The following is an 18,980-nucleotide window of genomic DNA, read 5'->3' as shown; positions in this document are numbered from 1 at the left end:
CCCCGGTCAAGCGCGTGCGGATTGAGCCGGCAGTGTCGTCGCCGCTCGGCTGGATGCCGCGTAGCCGGCCAGCACGCCTGCTATAGTGCCGAGCACGACGGACGCTATGATCACCGGGTAATCGAACTGCACCGGCCATCCCAGCCAGTCGGCCGTTGGAATGCCCAGCAGCAGCGCAATTGCTATGCCGCATATCCCGCCGAGCGTGCCCAGAAAGATATTTTCCAGAATGAATTGCACGAAGATATCGCCCGCTGATGCGCCGAGCGTCATTTGCAAGCCGATATTCCTGCGGCGGAGTTCGGCCAGTGTCCAGCTGGATGCGCCATAGCCGATGATCGCCGCCATCATTGCCCCGCTGGCGACGGCGATCAGCAAGCGGGATAGCAAATCGCGTTGCTGCTCCATGTTGGCCGTTGGTGCCGAGGGGTCGGCAAAGCGGAATGGCGAGGCCTGGGATTGGGGAACGCCGTGCTGGCGCCGCAGAATCCGGTCGGCTCTGTTACGCGCCCAATGCAGGGATTCGCGGTCGCGTAACACCACGGTCAGGCGGCTGGCCTCATTAGGCGCTAGCGTGTTCTGCGACATGAAGTACCGTGCAGCGGAATCGAAAGGCGCGATGATCGCGTTCGAATACCGTGCCGCAACCAGTGTATCGCCGGGTTCAAAAACGCCTTGAATATAACAATTGACCCCGTCGACACGAATGGTCTGGCCCGCTGCGCGGCTATCGGGAAATAGCGCCGCTGCGGCGCCGGCGCCCAACATGCATTGCCGGGCGGAAGTCTCCAGTTCAGAGGCGGTGAAAGCACGTCCCTGTGCGACATCCATATCCGCTTCGTAGCGATAATCGCCGCGCACGCCAAAAACGGTGAGGTCGGCACGGCGTCCCTGGATGCTCACCGGTACCTGATATGCAATGCGCCAGGCGGCGCTACCCTCTATAAGATCCTCGCCTATGCCTTCGATAAGACGATCAAGATCAGTCAGGCGGCTGAAGCGGGCTTGATCCGATGCCAGCACATTAGGGGTGATCACAAGCGACCGGGCATAGGCTCCGAAAGATAATCGCTCGATCTCGTGACCGAAGCCGGAAATGACAGCGGCCGATAACGTAACGACGGCCACCCCGGCTCCGATCGTCAATGTCATCATGACTGAGCGTACAGGCCGGCCGGACATCGCCACCACGGCCAAACGAAACAAGTGAGGGCCGCGCGTGACGGCTTTTGGAGGGGCGGCCAACAGCCACAACACGATGAGTTTCAGGATGCGGGCGATCCGCAAGGGCAGGTATGTGAGTCCATGAAACGTCAGAGAAATCAGGCGGCGTACGCGGTTCTCAGGCCTGATTGGCAGCCCTTCGGAAACTTCCGGCTCCGTCATGCGCCGGGTCATGCGTTACGCCGGCATTTTCTGACGCGCGCGCATCCTTCATCCAGCTCAATAATGTAGTTTGCGATATTCGCTTCAATCAGGACCGGGTCGTGCGTGGCAATGAAGACACACGCGCCGCGCTCGGCTTCTTCTTCCAGAATTTTGCGCACCAGCTGGCCGGTGTCTTTATCCAGTGCGGCGGTTGGTTCATCGCAAATAACAATTTCCGCCCGCCGCGCTATCGTGCGGGCAAGGCCAACGCGGTGACGTTCGCCGCCCGACAGTTGCGAGATATGCTTGCCGATCTTGTCGGCCAGTCCCACCCGCTCCAGTGCGCGCCGGCAGGCTTCACGGCTTTCTCTGGCGTTCGCGGCTGCATAGCGAAGCGGCAGCATGACGTTCTCCATCACGCTCATTTCCTCGATCAGCCCACCGTCCTGAAAGAGGTAGCAGACTTTTTCGCGGCGATAATGTGCCAGGCCGCGATGGTCACGTGGCATGTCTCTCTGCTTGGCTTGCTGGTGCACATCCCAACGGATTCGCAACTGACCGCCCTGTGGCAGGTCCAGCCCGCCGATCAGGTTGAGAAGGGTTGATTTGCCAGAGCCGGACCGGCCGACGAGCAATGTGATATCCTGCGGTTTGAACTCGAATCGTTGGGGTGACGAAAACCAGACAGTGTGTTCGCGTTCCAGATCCTTGTAGGAGTGATTGAGGCCCTCGAAAAAGAGCACCCACGGCGGGCGGCAGCTCTCCGCCGACTCCATCAGAACCGCTCCCGGTCTCTTGTCAGAACCGGGTCGCCGACAAGAAGGTCGCCATCGACGACCTCGACAAACTGATCATCCTCGGCGCCGAGACGAACCCGGCGCATTTGCGGCTCACCGTCTTCCAGAACAAAGACGCGGCGTTGTCCGGCAATAATCAGCTGGGCACCCAGAATTCCGACATAGGCGGCGCATCGATCCGCAGTTGACATCTGCGCTGCATCATATCCCGGGGTGGCATTGATATCGTCGAAACTGATCCCTTCATCCGGGCACCAGCCGACCGGAAAAGTCGACAGGGCTTCAATTGGAATTCGCAAAACGGAGCGAGCCTCCGAGTGAACAAATTCAACCGAAGCCGTCATTCCAGGCAACAGGCGTTGCTGAGGGTCGGAGGCCTCGATCATCACCGGGTAGGATACAAAGCGCCCGCGTTGACGCGGTGCACGTCGCACCGGCCCGGATACGCCATAGAACTCCTCATTGGGATAGGCTTCGACCGTAAAGCGGACTTCCAGCCCCTCCTCGATCCGTCCGATATCATTTTCGGCGACCAGCGCCTCGATCACGACATTTGAAAGATCGGAGGAAACGATAAAAAGCGTTGGAGTGGACTGGGCCGCGGAAACGATCTGGCCAGCCTCGATCCGGCGATCCTGAATGAAGCCGTCAATGGGGCTGTGGATTTCGGTTCGGCTGAGATCAATCCGTGCCTGTTCAACCCGGCTCGTCGCCAGCTCCACCTCCGCTACGGCTTGCTCGAGGCGGGCATTGAGGGTCGCCAGCGCGAACTCCCGCGTTTCTACCAGATTGACCGGCGCGGTTCCGCGCTGGGCAAGTTCACGGGCTCTTTGCAGTTCGTTCAGGGCATTGTCCCGCTCGGCGCGAGCTGCGGCCACGCTGGCATTGGCGGTCCGCAAACTGGCTTCAGCCTGATCGAGTCTTGCCCGATAGGGAGCCGGATCAAGGCGTGCGAGTAACTCGCCTGCCTCTACGGAATCGTCAAAGTCGGCGAGTATTTCGATGACGCGCCCGGTGATCTCCGCACCTACTTCTACCTGACCGGCCGGACGAATTTCCCCGACAGCGGGTACAACATCTCGGATATCTCCGAATGAGACGGTCTCTGTTACAAATCTGGGATGATCGGCACCGGCGCGCGGGTCGCAGGCAGCAAGCGCAATGCTTGCCAGAATGAAGAGTGGCTTCGCCTGTCTCAACATATTTCCTACCCCTAATCAGGCGCAGTTTATGCCCAAAATCGCAATATGCAAGTTTAAGGCGAAAAACGGCAGGCTGGATAACCCATTTCAACGGCAGGGTTAGTCTGAGGTGAAAGCACTGCTCGCAAAGGTTTCGACCCCGGAAACATGATCTGTTTCGCCTAACCACCACCCGCTATCACGATCCAGCCAGACCTCGCGATTCTGGAGGATCTGCTCGTCATCACTCATTTGAATGATCCGATAGACGTTGGCGGGCCTTGGCGATCCGTCAATGTCCAGGCTCTCACAGCCCGTGAATGTCAACTCGATCTGATAGCGCTCGCCAGCGGCGCTACTCCGCTCGTGCACGAAGATTTCCCGGCTTTCGCCTGGCTGGAGGCTGGCCAGAACCGACTCCGGGTCCGGGCTATAAGACCATTGACGGTCGCGCCCGCCTCCCGAAACGGATCGAGGGAAAGTCGGCCCTGATATTCCGCGGATCGGGGTGCCTTGCGACATTTCAATGGCGTCATCCGATGGCCCACCCCCCTGCCGGAAGGTCGTCTGGAGCCCGCGCATTGAAACAATCTCCATTCGCATGACGATGCTCAAGGGCTGGCCATTCATTGTGCCTTCGTAGTGAAACGCATCCCCTGCGTTGAGCGGTTCCGCATCGGTGAGGGGCAGGCATTCCGTCGTCGGCAACAGGCCCAGTAGGAGAAGGTTGATCATTTCCGCACCTATTCAGAACAGGCGGGTGGATTGTCGGAATCCACCCGCAATCTGCAGTTTCAGGATCAGTTCCCGCCGGGCGGAAGCTGATTGGTGGTGCAGAAACCATAGCACTGGTTGTAACAAGTATACCACTGGGCGCCGACATGCCCCTCACACATCACAATACACGCAGACGCGCATTGCGTGGCAATCGCCATCGACGATGATGCCAGAACGGCGACAATACCGCCCAGAAGGGCTTTTCCGATTTTCAAGGTGATTTCTCCCCTGTTGGTAACAGAGTCAGAAATACAACTTTTGATATTATATGCAACTATAAATCGAATTGACGATTATCACTCACCTGTTGACAGTTATGCTTAACGCTTGGTCACCGGCGTCTTAGCGTGAATTTTACTACCCATGTCCCATAACGGCACCCGGATGGATTGCCCCCTCGACCAGAGACAACTCCGGGGAGGGAGAGGCCAAAGGCCCGGCAATTGAATTATTGGGTAGCCGAAAGGGCTTGGGTGAGATGGCAAAAACGGTGCTGATCGTCGACGACGATCCGACGCAACGCCGCCTGTTGCAGGCGGTCATCGAAAAGCAGGGTTTTGAAGTCGCGTCCGCCGACAGTGGCGAAGCCGCGATGGATGTCCTGGCGCGTGGCGGGGTGGACGTCATGCTGCTGGACCTGGTCATGCCGGGCATGGACGGGATGGACGTGCTCGATGCGGTTCAGCGCAAGGGCATTGATACGCCGGTCATCGTTCTGACGGCGCATGGCGGGATTGAAACCGTTGTCGCCGCGATGCGGGCCGGCGCAGCCGATTTCTTCATCAAGCCGGCCAGCCCCGAACGGATCACTGTATCGGTGCGCAATGCGCTGAAGATGCAAACCCTGACCGGAGAAGTGAAACGTCTCACCAAGAAGACGGTCGGCGGGTCACTGGGCTTTGAAGACATGATTGCGGGTGCGCCCGCCATGCGCCAGGTGGTTCGCCTGGGCCAGCGCGCGGCGGCGTCGACGATCCCGATCCTCATCACCGGGGAAAGCGGTGTCGGTAAGGAATTGGTGGCAGGCGCCATCCGCGCCGCCTCCGAGCGTGCCGACAAGCCCTTCGTCGCGGTCAACTGCGGCGCCATTCCGGCCAATCTGGTGGAATCCACGCTTTTCGGTCACGAGAAGGGCTCCTTCACCGGCGCGACCGGCAAGCATATGGGCAAATTCCAGGAGGCCGATGGCGGCACGCTCTTCCTCGACGAGATCGGCGAATTGCCGCTCGACATGCAGGTCAAGCTGCTGCGCGCTCTGCAAGAGGGCGAGGTTGACCCGGTCGGTTCAAAGCGCCCGGTCAAGGTGGATGTCCGTATCATCTCGGCGACCAATCGCGATCTCACTGAAGAAGTCGAGGCCGGACGGTTCCGCGAAGACCTTTTCTATCGGTTGAATGTGTTCCCGATCGAAGTGCCGTCGCTGCGTTCCCGCAAGGAAGACATTTCCGCGCTGGTTCGCCATTTTATTACGCGCTTCAACGCGCAGGAAAACCGCGCCGTGGTAGATGCCGCCCCGGAGACGATGGCGATGCTCGCGGCCTTCGAATGGCCAGGCAATGTCCGTCAGCTCGAAAACACGGTCTTCCGCGCCGTCGTCCTGTGTGAGGGCGATTATCTCAAACCCGAGGATTTCCCGCAGATTTCCGGCGTCGTTGCCGATCCGGCCGATCTGCCACCTCCGCCCTTGCCGGGTGACAACATGGCGTTCGAACATGCCGGTGCGCCCGAAGAACTGCCGCCCGTGCCGATCATGGATGAGGGCGGGCATTTGCGGCCGCTGGAATCGATCGAGCGGGATCTGATCGAATTTGCCATTGAAACCTACGCCGGACGTATGGCCGAAGTTGCCCGCCGGCTGGGGCTGGGCCGATCAACCCTCTATCGCAAGGTTCGGGAATACGACCTCGATGTGGATCAGGCGCGCACGGCCTGAACCAACAGAAATTGGTGCAACTGAACCCCCGGACGATTCCGGGGGTTTTCTTTTGACCGCTAGCCGGCGGGTGACCACACCAGCTCGAAGCGTTCAAAGCAGGCGTCAAGGTTCTCGGAAAATTCAAAGCCTTCCCGCGCCGCCTCGCGTTGCCAATAGGCTAGATGCGCCTCTTTCCACCATTTGAACGACCGGTCGCCTTCGCCCTCATCCCAGGCAAATTGCGCATCCGCTTCCCGCACCGGCTTGATCTCGACGGAGGTCGTTCGGATCACGCAGGCCGGTTGACCGCGTCCATCCAGAATGAGCGACAGATCGCCGGGCTCCGGAAATCGCGCGCCCGGCTGCTCGTACCAGCGGGCCAGCGCGCAGGTAGCCTGCTTCTGTCCGATCAGGACAAGGCCGAGCAATTCATCCGCCAACACTTCACTGTCGCCGAACTGATCGACATCAAACGGTTCGCCGGAATGCCCGGTCTCGGCGCAGAACCGTGCCCAGAAAGACTGCTGATCAGGCGTCATCATCCCCACCCTTGATCACGCGCAGCTGCGGCGGGCCGGACGGGCGCGGCGGAGAGGGCGGTTCGGTGGCCGTATCGTCCCCGACATCCTCGTTGATATCCCGCACGCGCGGGCCGGACGATCTGGCTTTCGACTTGAATGAGGAGTGCTTGAAGCCCCTGCCGCGGTTCATCGGCTTGCGGGCCTTGCCGTCGGCTTTCTTTTCGATCTCGCGCAGCTTGACGGCCTGCAGGCCGGAGAGGGCTTCGTCCAGTCTGCCCTTGTCCGGGTCGTTGAAGGCCGAGCCATAGGTTTCCAGCCGGTCGCCGACCGAGGTGATGAACTCGTCTTCCCATTCGGAAAGCGTGTCTTCGCCCTTTTTCTCGGCGATTTTCCGACGTGTGCGTTCGAGGCGGCGGAGCGCCTTGCGGGTCTTCTTGGGGTCGACCTCGCGCGTCAATCCGGGCTCAGCCCTCGACCGCGCCCAGATAGAGCTCAAGCAGGGCTTCGGTTTCCTGCCGCTCATTGCGGTCGATTTTGCGCAGGGCGACGACGCGCCGGAGGATTTTGGTGTCATAGCCCATGGATTTCGCCTCGGCATAGACTTCCTTGGTATCGTCCATCACCTGCTTCTTGTCTTCTTCCAGACGCTCGATACGCGCCACGAAAGCCTTCAATTGCTCGCGCGCGGCTTCGCCGATGGAGTGAGAATTGTCCGTAACGGCAGATTGGGATGCATCATCCATGGCGCGGCCTCTGATCAGTCAGGTTGAATTGAAGGCCGCAAGCTAGGGGCCGTCAACCGATTCCTCAAGCGCGCCATCAGCGCCAAAATCAGTTGGCATCATTTCCATGAAGGCGGCGCACTGCGTCCGCGACGACATCTGGCGCAGAATGGTGCAGCATATGCCCCCAGTCCTCGCGGACGATCAGTTCGGCATTGGGCATGGTGGCCGCCACCGGCCGCGAATGGCGATCCGTATAAACCACCCGGTCGGATTCTCCGGCGAGAAAGACCGTTGGCAGATCAAGGCTGGAATACAGGTCTTCCTGCCGGGCCAGATGATCATTGACCTGTGCCATATCCTCGGCATTCGCCTTGAAAACACTGGTGCGGAAGATGCGGTTAACCTGTACGGCTTCGGCATAACCATCCGGAACGGGTTGCGGGTGGAAAGTCTCTTCCAGCCCCGCTTCAATCCGCGACGGGCCGACCAGCGGGATGATGATGCGCGTGATAATCGGCCCGATCCCGAACCAGCGGGAGGCGCGATTATACCAGGCGGCCTCGCCGACGCCGGAATGCAGCGGCGCGCCGATCAGCACAATGCCGGAAAGATCATCGCCATGATCAATGGCCAGCCGCATGGTGATGGCCCCGCCCCAGGAATGACCCACAACCACGGGGGCATCCATATCGAGACGCTGGATCAACTCGGCCAGCAGGGCCGCTTCGCGTTCCGGAGTCCAGGCCACATCCGGCCGCTCGCTCCAGCCCAGGCCCGGGCGGTCGACATAGACAGCGCGAAACCCGTCCAGATGCCCGCTCAGCGCCAGGCGCATGTCCTCGGCGTTGGAAGAGGCGCCATGCAGAATCAGCACGTCTGGCCCGGAGCCTTCCTCGACATAGCGAATTCGGGCCTCGTCGATGTCAACAAATTGTCCGGCAGGGGGCATATCGTCAGCCAGGGCTGTGGGCAGGAAAAACAGGATTAAGAGGAAAATCGATGCCGTTCGAAAAATCAAAGCGCCCGCCCGGTCAACTGCGCGCGCATGCGGGCGGCACCGCGTCCGGCCAATTCATACGCCGGATAGATGGTCAGCGCTTCCTGATAGGCCTCCAGCGCGGCTTCCGGTTGCTCGGCCGCTTCCAGAGTGGCCCCGAGTAGATAGTAGGCATCAAAGCGCCGCGGCTCCAGCGCCAGCGTCGTATTCAGGGCTTCCAGCGCATAGCTATAGTCATTCATTTCAAAGGCCACCTGCGCCGCCCGCAGCCAGCCTTCGGCATAATCCGGCTCCAGACGGGTGACATGATCGAACATGCGCGCGGCAATGTCGGCATTTTCAGCGGCCATGGCGGTTTCACCGCGATCCATCAGAAGATCAATCGTATCGCTGCCGGATGTCGCCCACAGCGCCAGGATTTCATCGACCAGCGGCGTCGCCTGCTCCGGATTGGCGGATTGCAGGTTGTCCAGCCTTTCGCTGAGGCGCTCTTGCGGCGTCTGGAAAGGCAGTGTCTGGATCAGAAGGGCGAGGATCAGGGCTTTCATGAGCGCAGAAGATAAGCGGCTTTGCGCTGAGGTCCAGCGGGGCGCACCGTGCCTGTATGAAGTTTAATGCCGGTGCCGGAATCAAAAAAGCCCCGGCAAAACCGGGGCGCAACGCATTTCCTGTCGGCAGCCAGACTAGCCGGCGCGCGCCTTGAAACGCGGGTCTTTCTTGTTGATCACGAAGACACGGCCGCGGCGACGCACAACCTGACAGGCGGCGTGGCGGTTTTTCAGCGATTTGATCGAGCTGCGAACTTTCATCGGACTGGCCCTGTGATTTCAACAAAAAACCCGGCGCAGTCGCCGGAGAGGCGCGGTATCTACGGGGCGGGCTGCATATTGTCAACCGGATCAGGCGGCAAAAATCAGCGCCTTACAAACCCGTTAGTTGCCCTTGCGATCAACCGCGCCTAGCTTCCCGCGCCATGCGCAAGATCATAGCCATTCTGTTCGGACTGTTCCCTGCCATGGAGGCGGCGGCGCAGGACATGATCGAGGTTGATCTCGAGCTCGTGCTCGCGGTCGATATCTCCTATTCCGTAGATGAAGACGAGGCCCGGCGTCAGCGCGAAGGCTATGTCGCGGCGCTCGCCCATCCCGATGTGATTTCGGCGATCGAGGGCGGTCCGCTGGGCCGGATTGCGGTCACCTATGTCGAATGGGCCGATTCGCGCTTCCAGCGCGCGGCTGCGGACTGGACAGTGATCGCCTCTGAGGAAGACGCGCTGGAGTTCGCTGCCATTGTTGCCGCCGCGCCTCTGGAGCGCGGTCATTACACTGCCATCGGGGCGGCCATTGCCGATTCGGTGCGCCGGATCGAGACCAATCAGTATCAGGGCTATCGCCGCCTGATCGATATCTCCGGCGACGGGCCGCAAAATCAGGGCATGGCGCTTGATGAAGCCCGCGCCATGGCGGACGAGGCCCGGATCATCGTCAATGGTTTGCCGGTCATCACCGACCAGCCCGGCCGCTGGGTGCGTCCGGTTGAAGTCAATCTGGATGCCTATTTCGAAGAAAATGTGATTACCGGACCGGGCGCCTTCGTGCTGGCCGCCCGCACGGCAGACGAGTTCCGAACCGCCATTCTGCGCAAGATGACGCTGGAGATCGCCGGTGCGGCACCCGCGCCGGCCGAGCTGGTCCAGGCCGCGCCGTGATGCGTTGGGCGGTCATAGCGTTGGCGTGCGTGGCGGTCGCATCGCCCGCCTGCGCGCAATATTTTTCAGATCCGTCGGCCTATGCCGGCGAAGACAGTCTCGTTCGGGAGCGTCAATATACCGAGGACGGCCGGCTGATTGTCGATCTGGAACTGGTGTTCGCCGTCGATGTGTCAGCGTCCATTGATGAGATGGAAGCGCTGCAACAGCGCCGCGGTCATGTGCAGGCCCTGGCAGATCCCGATGTCATTTCCTCCATTCAGGCCGGAGGACATGGCCGGATCGCGGTGATGTATCTGGAATGGGCGGATGCCGACTTCCAGCGCGTTGTGGCGCCGTGGACGGTGATCGAGACGGAAGCGGACGCTCTGGCCTTCGCTGCGGTTCTCGCCGAGGCCGACTTTGTGTCCGGCCGCCGCACCGCCATCGGTGCCGCGCTCTCCAATTCGGTTCAGCTGATCGAATCCAACCCCTATCAGGGTATTCGCCGGGTCATCGATCTGTCGGGTGACGGACCGCAGAATGCCGGCCCCAGCCTGCCGGATGCACGCGCAGCGGCGGAAGCCGCCGAGATCACCATCAATGGCATCTCCATGCAGAACGATCGGCAAAACCCGTTCCGCCCGCCAGTGAACATTGATGTCGCACGGTATTTTGAGAACCACGTCATCGTTGGGCCACGATCTTTTGTTTTACCCAGCCGCACACACGAAGATTTCGTGGAAGCCTTGCGAAGAAAGCTTATTATCGAAATTGCCGGGCTGTTTCCGGTCGAGATGACGGATAAGGGATAATGCGTTTATTCATTGCTGTATTGCTTGCGGTCTGGCCGGTTGCGGCGCAGGCGCAAGAAGAGAGTTTTGCCGACTGGCTGGCTGATTTCCGTCCCCGGCTCGAGGCCTCCGGTGCAAGCAGTTCCACTGTTGCCGCCATGCTGGATGGCATCGAACCGGAATTATCCGCAATCGAACGCGATCGGACCCAGCCGGAATTTGTCCGGCCGTTGTGGGAATATCTCGATATCGCCGCCTCCGGCCTCCGGGTCAGAAACGGGGCGGATGAAATCGCCGGCCGCCGCGGCATGCTGACCAATATCGAAAACCGTTTCGGCGTCGATTATGAAATTCTTGTCGCCGTCTGGGGACTGGAAAGCTCCTACGGCGCCATTCAGGGTGACCGCGATGTGGTGCAATCCCTCGCAACGCTTGCCTGGGAAGGCCGCCGGCGGTCCTGGGCCGAAGCGCAATTGATCGCCGTAGCCCGCATGATTGATCGCGGTTATGCCACCCGTGATGAGCTTTACGGCTCATGGGCCGGGGCGATGGGACAAACGCAATTCATCCCGGAAACCTACCTCGCACGCGCCGCCGATTTCGACGGCGACGGCCATATCGACATCTGGAATAATGTCGGCGATGCGCTGGCCTCCTCGGCCAACCTCCTCAGCGAGGCCGGATGGACACGCGAAGCGCCTGTGGTCGTCGAAGTCATTCTTCCGGACGCATTTGATCTCACCACCTGGAATCCCGGCGCTGCCCGTATGACCGCTGAATGGTCGATGCGCGGCGTGACGCGGGCTGACGGGACAGACTGGTCAGCCGATACGCTGATGTATGCATCGCGGTTGAATCTTCCGGCAGGCCGGAGAGGCCCGGCCTTCCTGACCTTCCCGAATTTTCAGGCCCTGATGCGCTACAACAATTCGACGTCCTACGGTATCGGCGTTTGGCTGTTGTCGCAGCGTTTCAACGGTGAATTCACCATTCGCGGCGACTGGCCGGAAGATGATCCGCCGATCACCCGGTCGCAAACGCTGGCCTTGCAGGAAGGTCTGCTGGAGCTGGGCTATAATCCGGGTACGCCGGATGGCATGTTCGGCCCGAATACCCGCCGGGCGCTGATGGGCTTCCAGCGCGATAATGGTTATCCGGTCGACGGCTATGCGGGACGTATCATGTATGATCAGGTGATCGCCACGCTGGCGGCGTCCGGATCGACGGGCGATTGACCGTGGCGTTCGACACGAAGCTGCTCGTCCCGCTGATATTTGCCGGATTTGCGCTTCTGGAGATACTGACCCGCCGCTTTTTCCAGCATCAAAGAGGCACGGCGCGGGATGTCTGGATCGAGGCCATTGGCACGCCGGTCTTCATCCTGATCACGGTTCCGGCGATATTCTTCACGGCGCCGGTGCTGATGAACTGGGTCTTCCCGGGCAGCGAGAATGCCTGGGCTGGCCTGCCCTGGTGGGGCATGCTCGCCATTCTCCTCGTCGGTGACGACATGACCCAGTACTGGTGGCATCGCGCCTCGCACTCGAACCCGTGGCTCTACAGTTTTCACCGGGCTCATCACTCGGGAAATTATATGAGCATTCGCATCGCCTACCGGAATGCGATTGCCTATTACATCTTCATGCCCGGCCTGTGGATTGCCGCCGTGCTGGTGCACCTCGGCTTCGGGCCGGTTTATGCGATCTATCTACTGGTCAAGATGACAGTGATTTTCGGGGCCCATTCCGCCATCCGCTGGGATGAGCCCTTGTACAAGATCAAATGGCTATCGCCCGTCATGTGGGTGGTCGAGCGCACCATCTCGACACCGGCCACACACTTTGCGCATCACGGCATGCACAAGGATGATGGCGTGACTCACTACAAGGGCAATTACGGCAATCTGCTCTTCTTCTGGGATGTGTTGTTTGGCACCGCACACATCACGCGCCGTTACCCGGAAGACTACGGAATCGAAAACCTCGAGGACCGCAGCGCGGGCGGCGAACTCGCCTGGCCGCTGATCCGGAAATAGCGCCTAGATCGGCCCGCGCGGTTCGATATCCGGCTGGATGATGGTGGTGACAGACCGGATGCCGGGGTGCAGCACTGCCAATACGGCCGAAACGGCGGCAATCCCGGCGGTCAGAATGTAGGGCGTTTCCGGTCCATAGGTCTGATAGAGCCAGAGCCCGGCCACCGGTGCGATCAGAAAACCGAGCCCCGCTGTCGCGGTTGTCGTGCCCGCGGCACGGCCCTGTTCTTCCGGCGTCACCGCAATCGACGCCCCGCCCACAAATCCGGATCGCGACAGGCCAAATGCAAACGCGCTCAGCATGTAGCCAAAGACGATGGACGCGTAATTTCCCGCGATCACCATTTCTATGCTGGCGAAAATCGACAAGACACCGCCGGTGATCATCAGGGCGCGCGGACTGGCTTTCAGCGCCGGAATCACGACCAGCTGGGCAAAAATCAGCGCCCCGGCACCGGCGGTCAGAGCCACACCGGCAAGCTGCAAGCCTTCCTCCGGGCCAACCTCCATCTTGTCCATGACGTAAAAACCGATGGCTTGCAGGCTGATCGCCTGCACCAGCCATAATCCGCATCCATAGGCGAAGAATGGCGCGATCCGCTTGTCAAAGGCGAAAGCGAGCGGCGTCAGTGGATTGATTGGGCGCGCTTGCTGGCGCGGCGGTGTCTTCTCCGGCAGGAAGAGGCGCACCATCACCGCCGCTGCGGCGACCAGTATCGCCACCGCGACCATGAAGGGCGCAATGCCGATCCGCTCGACAAAGGCCGCGGCCAGAGCCGGGCCGACAACACCGCCCAGGCCGAAGGCAGCCGTCAGACCGGCGAGCGCCTCGGTTCTTTCCCCCGGAGAGGTACGATCGGCAACATAGGCCTGGGCGGCGGGATTGGTCGCCGAGCCGAGCCCGCCAAAAAGCGCGCGGGCGGCGGCCATGCCGAAAATGGCAATCAGCGGCGGCGCCCAGCCCATTTGCCCGGCAAGCGCCGCAGCCGCAAACACCAGTGTCGAGACCGCAAAACTGGCCAGGCCGAACATGATCAGGGGACGGCGGCCATATTGGTCGGACAGCGCGCCCCAGACCGGGCTCATGATCAGAAAAAGCAGCGCCGATATCGTATAGATGGCCCCGATATAGGCTTCCGCGACACCCAGATCCCGCGCCAGCGGCGGCAGGATCGCAAACAGCATGGAATTGCCGATGCCGGTGGCCATCAGGCACAGAAAGAGAAGGCGGAAAGACATGCGCCTTTCTGCGGGGCTCGACGGGTTGGCGGGATCATAAACGGGCGGCATGGGCGTGACTTAGGCCTGTTATCGCAGGCCGTAAAGCAAGCGGCCATAAATTGCGGTTACCGTGTATTTCATAACGGCCAGACCCGCCGGACCGGTTTTCTGTAAACCACCTCCTAACGCGCGCTACACCGGGCATTAAACTTAATGCGCCATATTCCGTCTCGAAACCGGACAGTCCCGTCAAAAGAGGACGCCGGGTAAAGAACAACGGGTGGTGGACGTAAGATGTTTCAGATCATTGGGATAGTTGTGGTTCTGGCCATGGTATTCGGCGGGTTCGCGCTGGCCGGCGGCCATTTCGATATCATTATCGCGGCCATGCCGTTCGAATTGATGATGATTGGCGGCGCAGCTGTCGGGGCCTTCCTCATCGGTAATTCCGGCAAGACGGTGATGAAAACGCTGGGTGATTTTGCCAAGATCATCGCTGGGCCAAAATGGAAAACGCAGGACTATCGCGATCTCCTCGCCCTGCTGTTCCAGTTGACCAAAACCATGAAGACCAAGGGCGTGATTGCGCTGGAAGCCCATATCGAGAATCCCAAGGATTCGTCGATTTTCCAGAACTATCCGCGTATTCTGAAAGATCACTTCGCGACCGATTTCATCTGCGACACGCTGCGGATGATGACGATGAATCTGGAAGACCCGCATCAGGTCGAGGATGCGATGGAAACCCAGCTGGAAAAGCATCACCATGAGGTCGCCGGGCCGGCGCATGCCATGCAGAACATGGCCGACGCACTGCCCGCTCTCGGTATTGTGGCGGCGGTGCTGGGCATCATCAAGACGATGGGCGCAATCAACTCACCGCCGGAAGTCCTGGGTGCAAAGATCGGCTCGGCTCTTGTCGGAACCTTTCTCGGCGTGTTTCTCGCCTATGGCTTTGTCGGCCCGATGGCGGCGCGCCTGAAGGAAATCTACGACGAGGAGCATACCTTCTACACCATTATTCAGGCGGTTCTGGTGGCCCACCTTCACGGCAATGCCGCGCAGATCTCTGTGGAAATCGGACGCGGCAGCGTGCCGAGCGCGGCCCAGCCGACCTTCATGGAGCTGGAAGAGGCTCTGGGGAATATCCAGACCGAAGCATAACAAATGGAAAGCTGACGCTTCCGGCGTTCTTCGCTAGACTCCCTTGTCCCGAACCGGATGAGGGAGTTTTCTTTTGGGCATTCATATTGTGGGTCCCTTGGGCCTCCTCGTTCTCGTCTTTGATATCTATGCCATCCTCAATGTGGCGCGGTCGACGGCCTCCTCGCTGGTACGGGTCATCTGGATCGCGCTCATTCTCATTGCGCCCGTCATTGGATTTATTCTCTGGGTCTTTCTCGGCCCACGGGAGGAACGCAGTCTTTTCCGCCGCTGATGACGCGTTATAAGCCGTCCCATGAAAATTCGTGACGCAGACATTCTCATCGTGCCGGGGCTTGGCAATGCCTCTCCCTTGCACTGGCAAAGCCGCTGGCAGGACAAGATGCCGACCGCCCGCCGCGTGAAGCAGGGCCATTGGGATCATCCCGTCTGTTCGGCCTGGACGGCCCGCCTGAAAGCCGAGATCGATGCGGCATCCCGGCCCCTGATTCTGGTCGCGCATTCGGTGGGCGTCTTGACCGTCGCGCATGCCGCGAAAGACTGGGCGGCGGAGAAGATTGCCGGCGCTTTCCTTGTCGGGCCTTCGGATTGGGACCGGCCAGAAATGGAGCAAAAATATCCCGGCCACGGTTTTGCGCCCGTTCCCGAAAAACCGCTGGGATGTCCGGCGATCGTCCTCGCCAGCTCCAACGATCCCGCCTGTTCGCCGGACACTGCAGAGCGCTGGGCGAAAGCCTGGTCGGCGAAATTCGCTATTGCCGGTGAGGTCGGGCATTTTGACGAATCCGACGGTTTTGGTCCCTGGCCGGAAGGCCTGCTGGCCTTCGCCCGCTTCATGAAGTCGCTGTGAAACTCTACTGCGACCCGCCCCGGCTGGAGTGGCGCGAGACCGGACCCGTTGCGCCGGACTTTGACGACATCTACTTCTCGGCGGAAGGCGGGCTTGACGAAACCCGTGCCGTCTTTTTGGTCGGGTGTGGTTTGCCGGAGCGCTGGCAGGGCCGGCGCAATTTCGTCATTGGCGAACTGGGATTTGGCACCGGATTGAACTTTCTCGCGGCCTGGCAGCTCTGGAAAGAGACGCGGCCGGAAGACGGCTGGTTGCACTTCATCTCCATCGAGAAATTTCCCCTGCGGCCAGTGGATCTCCGCAAAGCCCTGTCCGCTTTCCCCGAGCTGGCGGCACTGTCTGATCAATTGATGGCCCAATGGCCACAAGCGCTGAAAGGCGCTCACCGGCTCCGCTTCGACGAAGACCGGGTCACCCTGACGCTCTTTCAGGATGACATTACTGACGCGCTGCCGCAGATTGAGGCCCGCGTGGACGCTTGGTTTCTCGACGGGTTTGCGCCCGCCAATAACGATGCCATGTGGAGCGAAGCCGTCTGGCCGGAGCTGGCGCGGCTGTCGGCACCGGATGCGCGCGTCTCCACGTTTACGGTCGCAGGCGCGGTCCGCCGCGGCTTGGCGGCGGCAGGCTTTGCCGTCGAGAAAAAGCCCGGCTTCGGGCGAAAGCGCGAGCGTCTGGAAGCTGTGTTTCACGGTCCGTCGCCGCGCCCTCCGGCGACGCCCTATCAACGCATAAGGCCGGCAGACGGCATCGCCGTCATTCGCGGTGGTGGCATTGCTGGCGCCAGCCTCGCTCATGCTTTGCGGCGTCGCGGGCGGGAAGTCCTGATCCTTGATCCCCGCGGTCTGGCAGGAGGCGCATCCGGTGCGCCATCGGGTCTCCTGACGCCGCGCCTCGAAAACGCGGATCGTCCTCATGTCCGGGCGACACTCGCCGCATTTGAATATGCCCGCCGGCTCTATGCCGATCTCGGCGTTTTTGAAGCCGAAGGTGCTTTGCGTTTGCTGGTGAATGCAAAGGAAGAGGCACGCTATGCCGCCATCGCCACAGCCATGGGCGAGGGATATGAGATCCGGGAGGACGGACTCTGGATGGAACGCGCCGGGCGATTTGATCCGGCCGCGGTCGTCAGGGCGCTGGCCGGTGACGTCCGGGTGATTACCAAAACCGAATCCGTCATGGAGGCCTCTCTGGTCGTGGACTGCCGGGGCGCAGAGACCGCATTCCATGAGCTGGGCAAGAGCGCCGGCCGCGTCATGGTCATGGACGGCTTGCCGCCAAATCACCCACTGGTCTGGGGCGGATATACGTCCGCAACACCCGACGGAAGAGTGCTGGTTGGCGCAACGCATGAAAAGGGCGGGAAGGCCGGTGATCCGGATCTGGCGGCAAAGCGCTTGCGGTCCGATCTTGAACGGCGTGCGCCGGAGTTGTCTCGGCAGCTGGCCGGAACGCCTGAGCACTGGTCGGGTGTGCGGGCAACAACGCCGGATCGTCTTCCTGCAACCGGCGAAACCCCCGGCTGGGAATTTGGCTCACACTGGCAAGGCTGGGCCGTGGGCGGCAACTTGCCGGAAGCCGATTACGAGACATCCGGTCCACAACATATCATCTTGTCCGGCTTCGGATCGCGCGGTTTTGCTCATGCGCCCTTGCTGGCCGAGGCGCTGGCCTCCGATCTTTGCGGCGAGCCGTCTCCGCTCGAGCGTCTGGGGCGCGAAGCTTTCCACCCAGCCCGCTTCGCCATCCGGCAGCTGAAACGTGGCCAGATTTAACCGCACCTTTACCATAGCGCCCGGTTTGGCCGCCTTTGGCACAACAAGGCCCACGGCTTGCAATTAACCGTCTCGAAGCTGCGCAACTGGCGCGAAACGGGACGGTTGGGTTAATGTCACGGCGAAGCACACATCGGGATGGTTCAGAACGGCGCGTCCGCTCGCGCCATATCTGGTTTCTGAATACAGCTTTCGACAATATCGATTTTCCAACGACGGTTCTGCGCCTTGCCGAACGCAATCCGGAGGCGCCGTTCCAGTTTGTCGTGACACCGAATGTGGACCATCTCGTCCGCCTGCGCCGCGATGGCATTCTCGCACCCCTGTATGCGCAAGCCTGGCTGACCGTCTGCGATAGCCGCGTTCTGGAGCTCATCGCCTCGCTATCGGGTGAAGACGTTGACGTCACGCCCGGTTCGGACCTGACACAAACCCTCTTCGACAATGTCGTCTTGCGCCATGAGCCCGTGACCATCATCGGCGGATCGAAAGAGGTCGTCGACAATGTGAAGACGCGCTATGGCTTGCGGGATGTGCGCTGGCATGAACCGCCCATGGGGCTGCGAAACAATCCCGAAGCCATTGCCGAATGCGCGCAGTTTGTGGCCGACAACCCGTCCCGTTTCACCTTCCTGTGCGTCGGCTCGCCCCAGCAGGAAATGATCGCCGAAGCCTGCCTCGATCGCGGCGATTGCAAGGGTATTGGCCTGTGTGTCGGCGCCTCGCTCGATTTCCTGGGCGGTGCCGCAGATCGCGCACCGGTCTGGATGCAGAAATCGCGTCTGGAATGGCTCCACCGGCTGGCGCAGGAGCCGAGCCGCATGTGGAAACGCTACCTCGTCGATGGCCCCAAGATCGCTTTCCTCTGGTGGGAATGGCGCAAGGCGCGCTCGAAACTGCGCGATCTCGAAAAGCGGCTGGCGGAAGTCGGCCTCTAGGCAAATCTCCTGACCCGCGCTAATCACAAAACCGTACAGGTGGCCGCAAGGCCTTGATAGGGAAGTTGAGGTGAAAGTCCTCCGCTGTGCCCGCAGCCGTAAACGGAGAGCGGACTCACACCAAGTCACTGGCGCAAGCCGGGAAGACGTGAGACCCCGCAGAGACCCGTAAGCCGGAAGACCTGCCTGTGCCGTCGCTCGTCCACCCGTGCGGGGTCACGTGGGTATGGCGCGG

At 60.8% G+C, this 18,980-nt stretch carries 22 protein-coding genes and 1 riboswitch; of the genes, 10 read left to right on the top strand and 12 right to left on the bottom strand.

Annotated features, from left to right (window positions below):
• Positions 1–6 precede the first annotated feature (6 nt).
• The 5 genes from P0D52_RS12130 to P0D52_RS12110 all read right to left on the bottom strand — a co-directional run bounded on the left by P0D52_RS12130 (position 7) and on the right by P0D52_RS12110 (position 4,338).
• Positions 7–1,398, bottom strand: a complete 1,392-nt coding sequence (locus tag P0D52_RS12130) for an ABC transporter permease (protein WP_394692912.1) — start codon at positions 1,396–1,398, stop codon at positions 7–9.
• Positions 1,395–2,144 carry an ABC transporter ATP-binding protein gene (locus P0D52_RS12125; RefSeq protein ID WP_394692911.1) on the bottom strand — a complete coding sequence of 250 codons (750 nt, stop codon included), beginning with the start codon at positions 2,142–2,144 and terminating at the stop codon, positions 1,395–1,397. Before P0D52_RS12125 ends, P0D52_RS12130 begins: the two co-directional genes overlap by 4 nt.
• Complete coding sequence (locus P0D52_RS12120; protein ID WP_394692910.1) at positions 2,144–3,367, bottom strand: efflux RND transporter periplasmic adaptor subunit; 1,224 nt, start codon at positions 3,365–3,367, stop codon at positions 2,144–2,146. The genes P0D52_RS12125 and P0D52_RS12120 overlap by 1 nt, the downstream gene beginning before the upstream one ends.
• 99 nt (positions 3,368–3,466) lie before the next feature.
• Complete coding sequence (locus P0D52_RS12115; protein ID WP_394692909.1) at positions 3,467–4,081, bottom strand: hypothetical protein; 615 nt, start codon at positions 4,079–4,081, stop codon at positions 3,467–3,469.
• Between the two features lie 65 nt (positions 4,082–4,146).
• Positions 4,147–4,338, bottom strand: coding sequence for a hypothetical protein (locus P0D52_RS12110; RefSeq protein ID WP_394692908.1), 192 nt, complete (start codon positions 4,336–4,338; stop codon positions 4,147–4,149).
• A 263-nt stretch (positions 4,339–4,601) separates the two neighbouring features.
• On the opposite strand from P0D52_RS12110, the gene P0D52_RS12105 reads away from it, so the two are divergent.
• Positions 4,602–6,056: a sigma-54-dependent transcriptional regulator gene (locus P0D52_RS12105; protein ID WP_394692907.1), complete on the top strand. Its 1,455-nt coding sequence runs from the start codon at positions 4,602–4,604 to the stop codon at positions 6,054–6,056.
• 59 nt (positions 6,057–6,115) lie between these two features.
• On the opposite strand, the gene P0D52_RS12100 is transcribed toward P0D52_RS12105, so the two are convergent.
• The 6 genes from P0D52_RS12100 to ykgO form a co-directional block, all read right to left on the bottom strand.
• The gene (locus P0D52_RS12100) at positions 6,116–6,580 is read right to left on the bottom strand and encodes an ASCH domain-containing protein (protein WP_394692906.1); all 465 of its coding nucleotides are present in this window, start codon (positions 6,578–6,580) and stop codon (positions 6,116–6,118) included.
• Positions 6,567–7,016 (bottom strand): hypothetical protein, encoded by a 450-nt coding sequence (locus P0D52_RS12095; protein ID WP_394692905.1) that lies wholly within the window; start codon positions 7,014–7,016, stop codon positions 6,567–6,569. The genes P0D52_RS12100 and P0D52_RS12095 overlap by 14 nt, the downstream gene beginning before the upstream one ends.
• A gap of 7 nt (positions 7,017–7,023) precedes the next feature.
• On the bottom strand, positions 7,024–7,302 hold the full coding sequence (locus P0D52_RS12090) for a DUF2312 domain-containing protein (protein ID WP_394692904.1): 279 nt from the start codon (positions 7,300–7,302) through the stop codon (positions 7,024–7,026).
• Positions 7,303–7,390: 88 nt separating this feature from the next.
• The gene (locus P0D52_RS12085) at positions 7,391–8,233 is read right to left on the bottom strand and encodes an alpha/beta fold hydrolase (RefSeq protein WP_394692903.1); all 843 of its coding nucleotides are present in this window, start codon (positions 8,231–8,233) and stop codon (positions 7,391–7,393) included.
• A gap of 65 nt (positions 8,234–8,298) precedes the next feature.
• Positions 8,299–8,829 carry a tetratricopeptide repeat protein gene (locus P0D52_RS12080; protein WP_394692902.1) on the bottom strand — a complete coding sequence of 177 codons (531 nt, stop codon included), beginning with the start codon at positions 8,827–8,829 and terminating at the stop codon, positions 8,299–8,301.
• Positions 8,830–8,964: 135 nt separating this feature from the next.
• Positions 8,965–9,090 carry a type B 50S ribosomal protein L36 gene (gene ykgO / locus P0D52_RS12075; protein ID WP_330198477.1) on the bottom strand — a complete coding sequence of 42 codons (126 nt, stop codon included), beginning with the start codon at positions 9,088–9,090 and terminating at the stop codon, positions 8,965–8,967.
• 164 nt (positions 9,091–9,254) lie between these two features.
• On the opposite strand from ykgO, the gene P0D52_RS12070 reads away from it, so the two are divergent.
• Genes P0D52_RS12070 through P0D52_RS12055 form a run of 4 tightly spaced genes read left to right on the top strand, consistent with a single transcriptional unit; the run spans position 9,255 to position 12,797 of the window.
• Entirely contained in the window at positions 9,255–9,989 is a 735-nt protein-coding gene (locus tag P0D52_RS12070; protein WP_394692901.1) for a DUF1194 domain-containing protein, read from the top strand.
• Positions 9,989–10,783: a DUF1194 domain-containing protein gene (locus P0D52_RS12065; RefSeq protein ID WP_394692900.1), complete on the top strand. Its 795-nt coding sequence runs from the start codon at positions 9,989–9,991 to the stop codon at positions 10,781–10,783. The genes P0D52_RS12070 and P0D52_RS12065 overlap by 1 nt, the downstream gene beginning before the upstream one ends.
• Complete coding sequence (locus tag P0D52_RS12060) at positions 10,783–11,997, top strand: lytic murein transglycosylase (RefSeq protein WP_394692899.1); 1,215 nt, start codon at positions 10,783–10,785, stop codon at positions 11,995–11,997. The genes P0D52_RS12065 and P0D52_RS12060 overlap by 1 nt, the downstream gene beginning before the upstream one ends.
• 2 nt (positions 11,998–11,999) lie before the next feature.
• Positions 12,000–12,797 carry a sterol desaturase family protein gene (locus P0D52_RS12055; protein WP_394692898.1) on the top strand — a complete coding sequence of 266 codons (798 nt, stop codon included), beginning with the start codon at positions 12,000–12,002 and terminating at the stop codon, positions 12,795–12,797.
• A gap of 3 nt (positions 12,798–12,800) precedes the next feature.
• Here P0D52_RS12055 and P0D52_RS12050 read toward each other — a convergent pair whose 3' ends face one another.
• Positions 12,801–14,036, bottom strand: a complete 1,236-nt coding sequence (locus P0D52_RS12050; RefSeq protein ID WP_394692897.1) for an MFS transporter — start codon at positions 14,034–14,036, stop codon at positions 12,801–12,803.
• A 276-nt stretch (positions 14,037–14,312) separates the two neighbouring features.
• On the opposite strand from P0D52_RS12050, the gene motA reads away from it, so the two are divergent.
• From motA to P0D52_RS12025, 5 genes are all read left to right on the top strand, one after another.
• Positions 14,313–15,182 carry a flagellar motor stator protein MotA gene (gene motA, locus P0D52_RS12045; protein WP_394692896.1) on the top strand — a complete coding sequence of 290 codons (870 nt, stop codon included), beginning with the start codon at positions 14,313–14,315 and terminating at the stop codon, positions 15,180–15,182.
• A gap of 73 nt (positions 15,183–15,255) precedes the next feature.
• The gene (locus P0D52_RS12040; protein ID WP_394692895.1) at positions 15,256–15,456 is read left to right on the top strand and encodes a PLDc N-terminal domain-containing protein; all 201 of its coding nucleotides are present in this window, start codon (positions 15,256–15,258) and stop codon (positions 15,454–15,456) included.
• 21 nt (positions 15,457–15,477) lie between these two features.
• Positions 15,478–16,032, top strand: coding sequence for an RBBP9/YdeN family alpha/beta hydrolase (locus P0D52_RS12035; RefSeq protein WP_394692894.1), 555 nt, complete (start codon positions 15,478–15,480; stop codon positions 16,030–16,032).
• Positions 16,029–17,807, top strand: a complete 1,779-nt coding sequence (gene mnmD / locus P0D52_RS12030; RefSeq protein WP_394692893.1) for a tRNA (5-methylaminomethyl-2-thiouridine)(34)-methyltransferase MnmD — start codon at positions 16,029–16,031, stop codon at positions 17,805–17,807. The genes P0D52_RS12035 and mnmD overlap by 4 nt, the downstream gene beginning before the upstream one ends.
• A gap of 113 nt (positions 17,808–17,920) precedes the next feature.
• A complete protein-coding gene (locus P0D52_RS12025; protein ID WP_394692892.1) occupies positions 17,921–18,745 on the top strand; it encodes a WecB/TagA/CpsF family glycosyltransferase in 825 nt (274 codons plus the stop codon).
• A gap of 20 nt (positions 18,746–18,765) precedes the next feature.
• Positions 18,766–18,950, top strand: a riboswitch (cobalamin riboswitch).
• Positions 18,951–18,980: the final 30 nt, after the last annotated feature.

Source organism: Hyphobacterium sp. (assembly GCF_043584775.1).
In the GTDB taxonomy this organism is placed as follows: Bacteria; Pseudomonadota; Alphaproteobacteria; order Caulobacterales; family Maricaulaceae; genus Hyphobacterium.
Note: the sequence above shows the minus strand (reverse complement) of the source record. Positions and strands in the feature narration are given on the sequence as shown.

Coding starts and splice junctions, on each gene's coding strand:
- P0D52_RS12070 (WP_394692901.1), top strand. CDS start 9,255: ATGCGCAAGATCATAGCCATTCTGTTCGGACTGTTCCCTGCCATGGAG.
- P0D52_RS12065 (WP_394692900.1), top strand. CDS start 9,989: ATGCGTTGGGCGGTCATAGCGTTGGCGTGCGTGGCGGTCGCATCGCCC.
- P0D52_RS12125 (WP_394692911.1), bottom strand. CDS start 2,144: ATGGAGTCGGCGGAGAGCTGCCGCCCGCCGTGGGTGCTCTTTTTCGAG.
- P0D52_RS12060 (WP_394692899.1), top strand. CDS start 10,783: ATGCGTTTATTCATTGCTGTATTGCTTGCGGTCTGGCCGGTTGCGGCG.
- P0D52_RS12130 (WP_394692912.1), bottom strand. CDS start 1,398: ATGACCCGGCGCATGACGGAGCCGGAAGTTTCCGAAGGGCTGCCAATC.
- P0D52_RS12025 (WP_394692892.1), top strand. CDS start 17,921: ATGTCACGGCGAAGCACACATCGGGATGGTTCAGAACGGCGCGTCCGC.
- P0D52_RS12120 (WP_394692910.1), bottom strand. CDS start 3,367: ATGTTGAGACAGGCGAAGCCACTCTTCATTCTGGCAAGCATTGCGCTT.
- P0D52_RS12100 (WP_394692906.1), bottom strand. CDS start 6,580: ATGATGACGCCTGATCAGCAGTCTTTCTGGGCACGGTTCTGCGCCGAG.
- P0D52_RS12115 (WP_394692909.1), bottom strand. CDS start 4,081: ATGATCAACCTTCTCCTACTGGGCCTGTTGCCGACGACGGAATGCCTG.
- P0D52_RS12035 (WP_394692894.1), top strand. CDS start 15,478: ATGAAAATTCGTGACGCAGACATTCTCATCGTGCCGGGGCTTGGCAAT.
- P0D52_RS12080 (WP_394692902.1), bottom strand. CDS start 8,829: ATGAAAGCCCTGATCCTCGCCCTTCTGATCCAGACACTGCCTTTCCAG.
- motA (WP_394692896.1), top strand. CDS start 14,313: ATGTTTCAGATCATTGGGATAGTTGTGGTTCTGGCCATGGTATTCGGC.
- P0D52_RS12090 (WP_394692904.1), bottom strand. CDS start 7,302: ATGGATGATGCATCCCAATCTGCCGTTACGGACAATTCTCACTCCATC.
- P0D52_RS12105 (WP_394692907.1), top strand. CDS start 4,602: ATGGCAAAAACGGTGCTGATCGTCGACGACGATCCGACGCAACGCCGC.
- ykgO (WP_330198477.1), bottom strand. CDS start 9,090: ATGAAAGTTCGCAGCTCGATCAAATCGCTGAAAAACCGCCACGCCGCC.
- P0D52_RS12085 (WP_394692903.1), bottom strand. CDS start 8,233: ATGCCCCCTGCCGGACAATTTGTTGACATCGACGAGGCCCGAATTCGC.
- P0D52_RS12050 (WP_394692897.1), bottom strand. CDS start 14,036: ATGTCTTTCCGCCTTCTCTTTCTGTGCCTGATGGCCACCGGCATCGGC.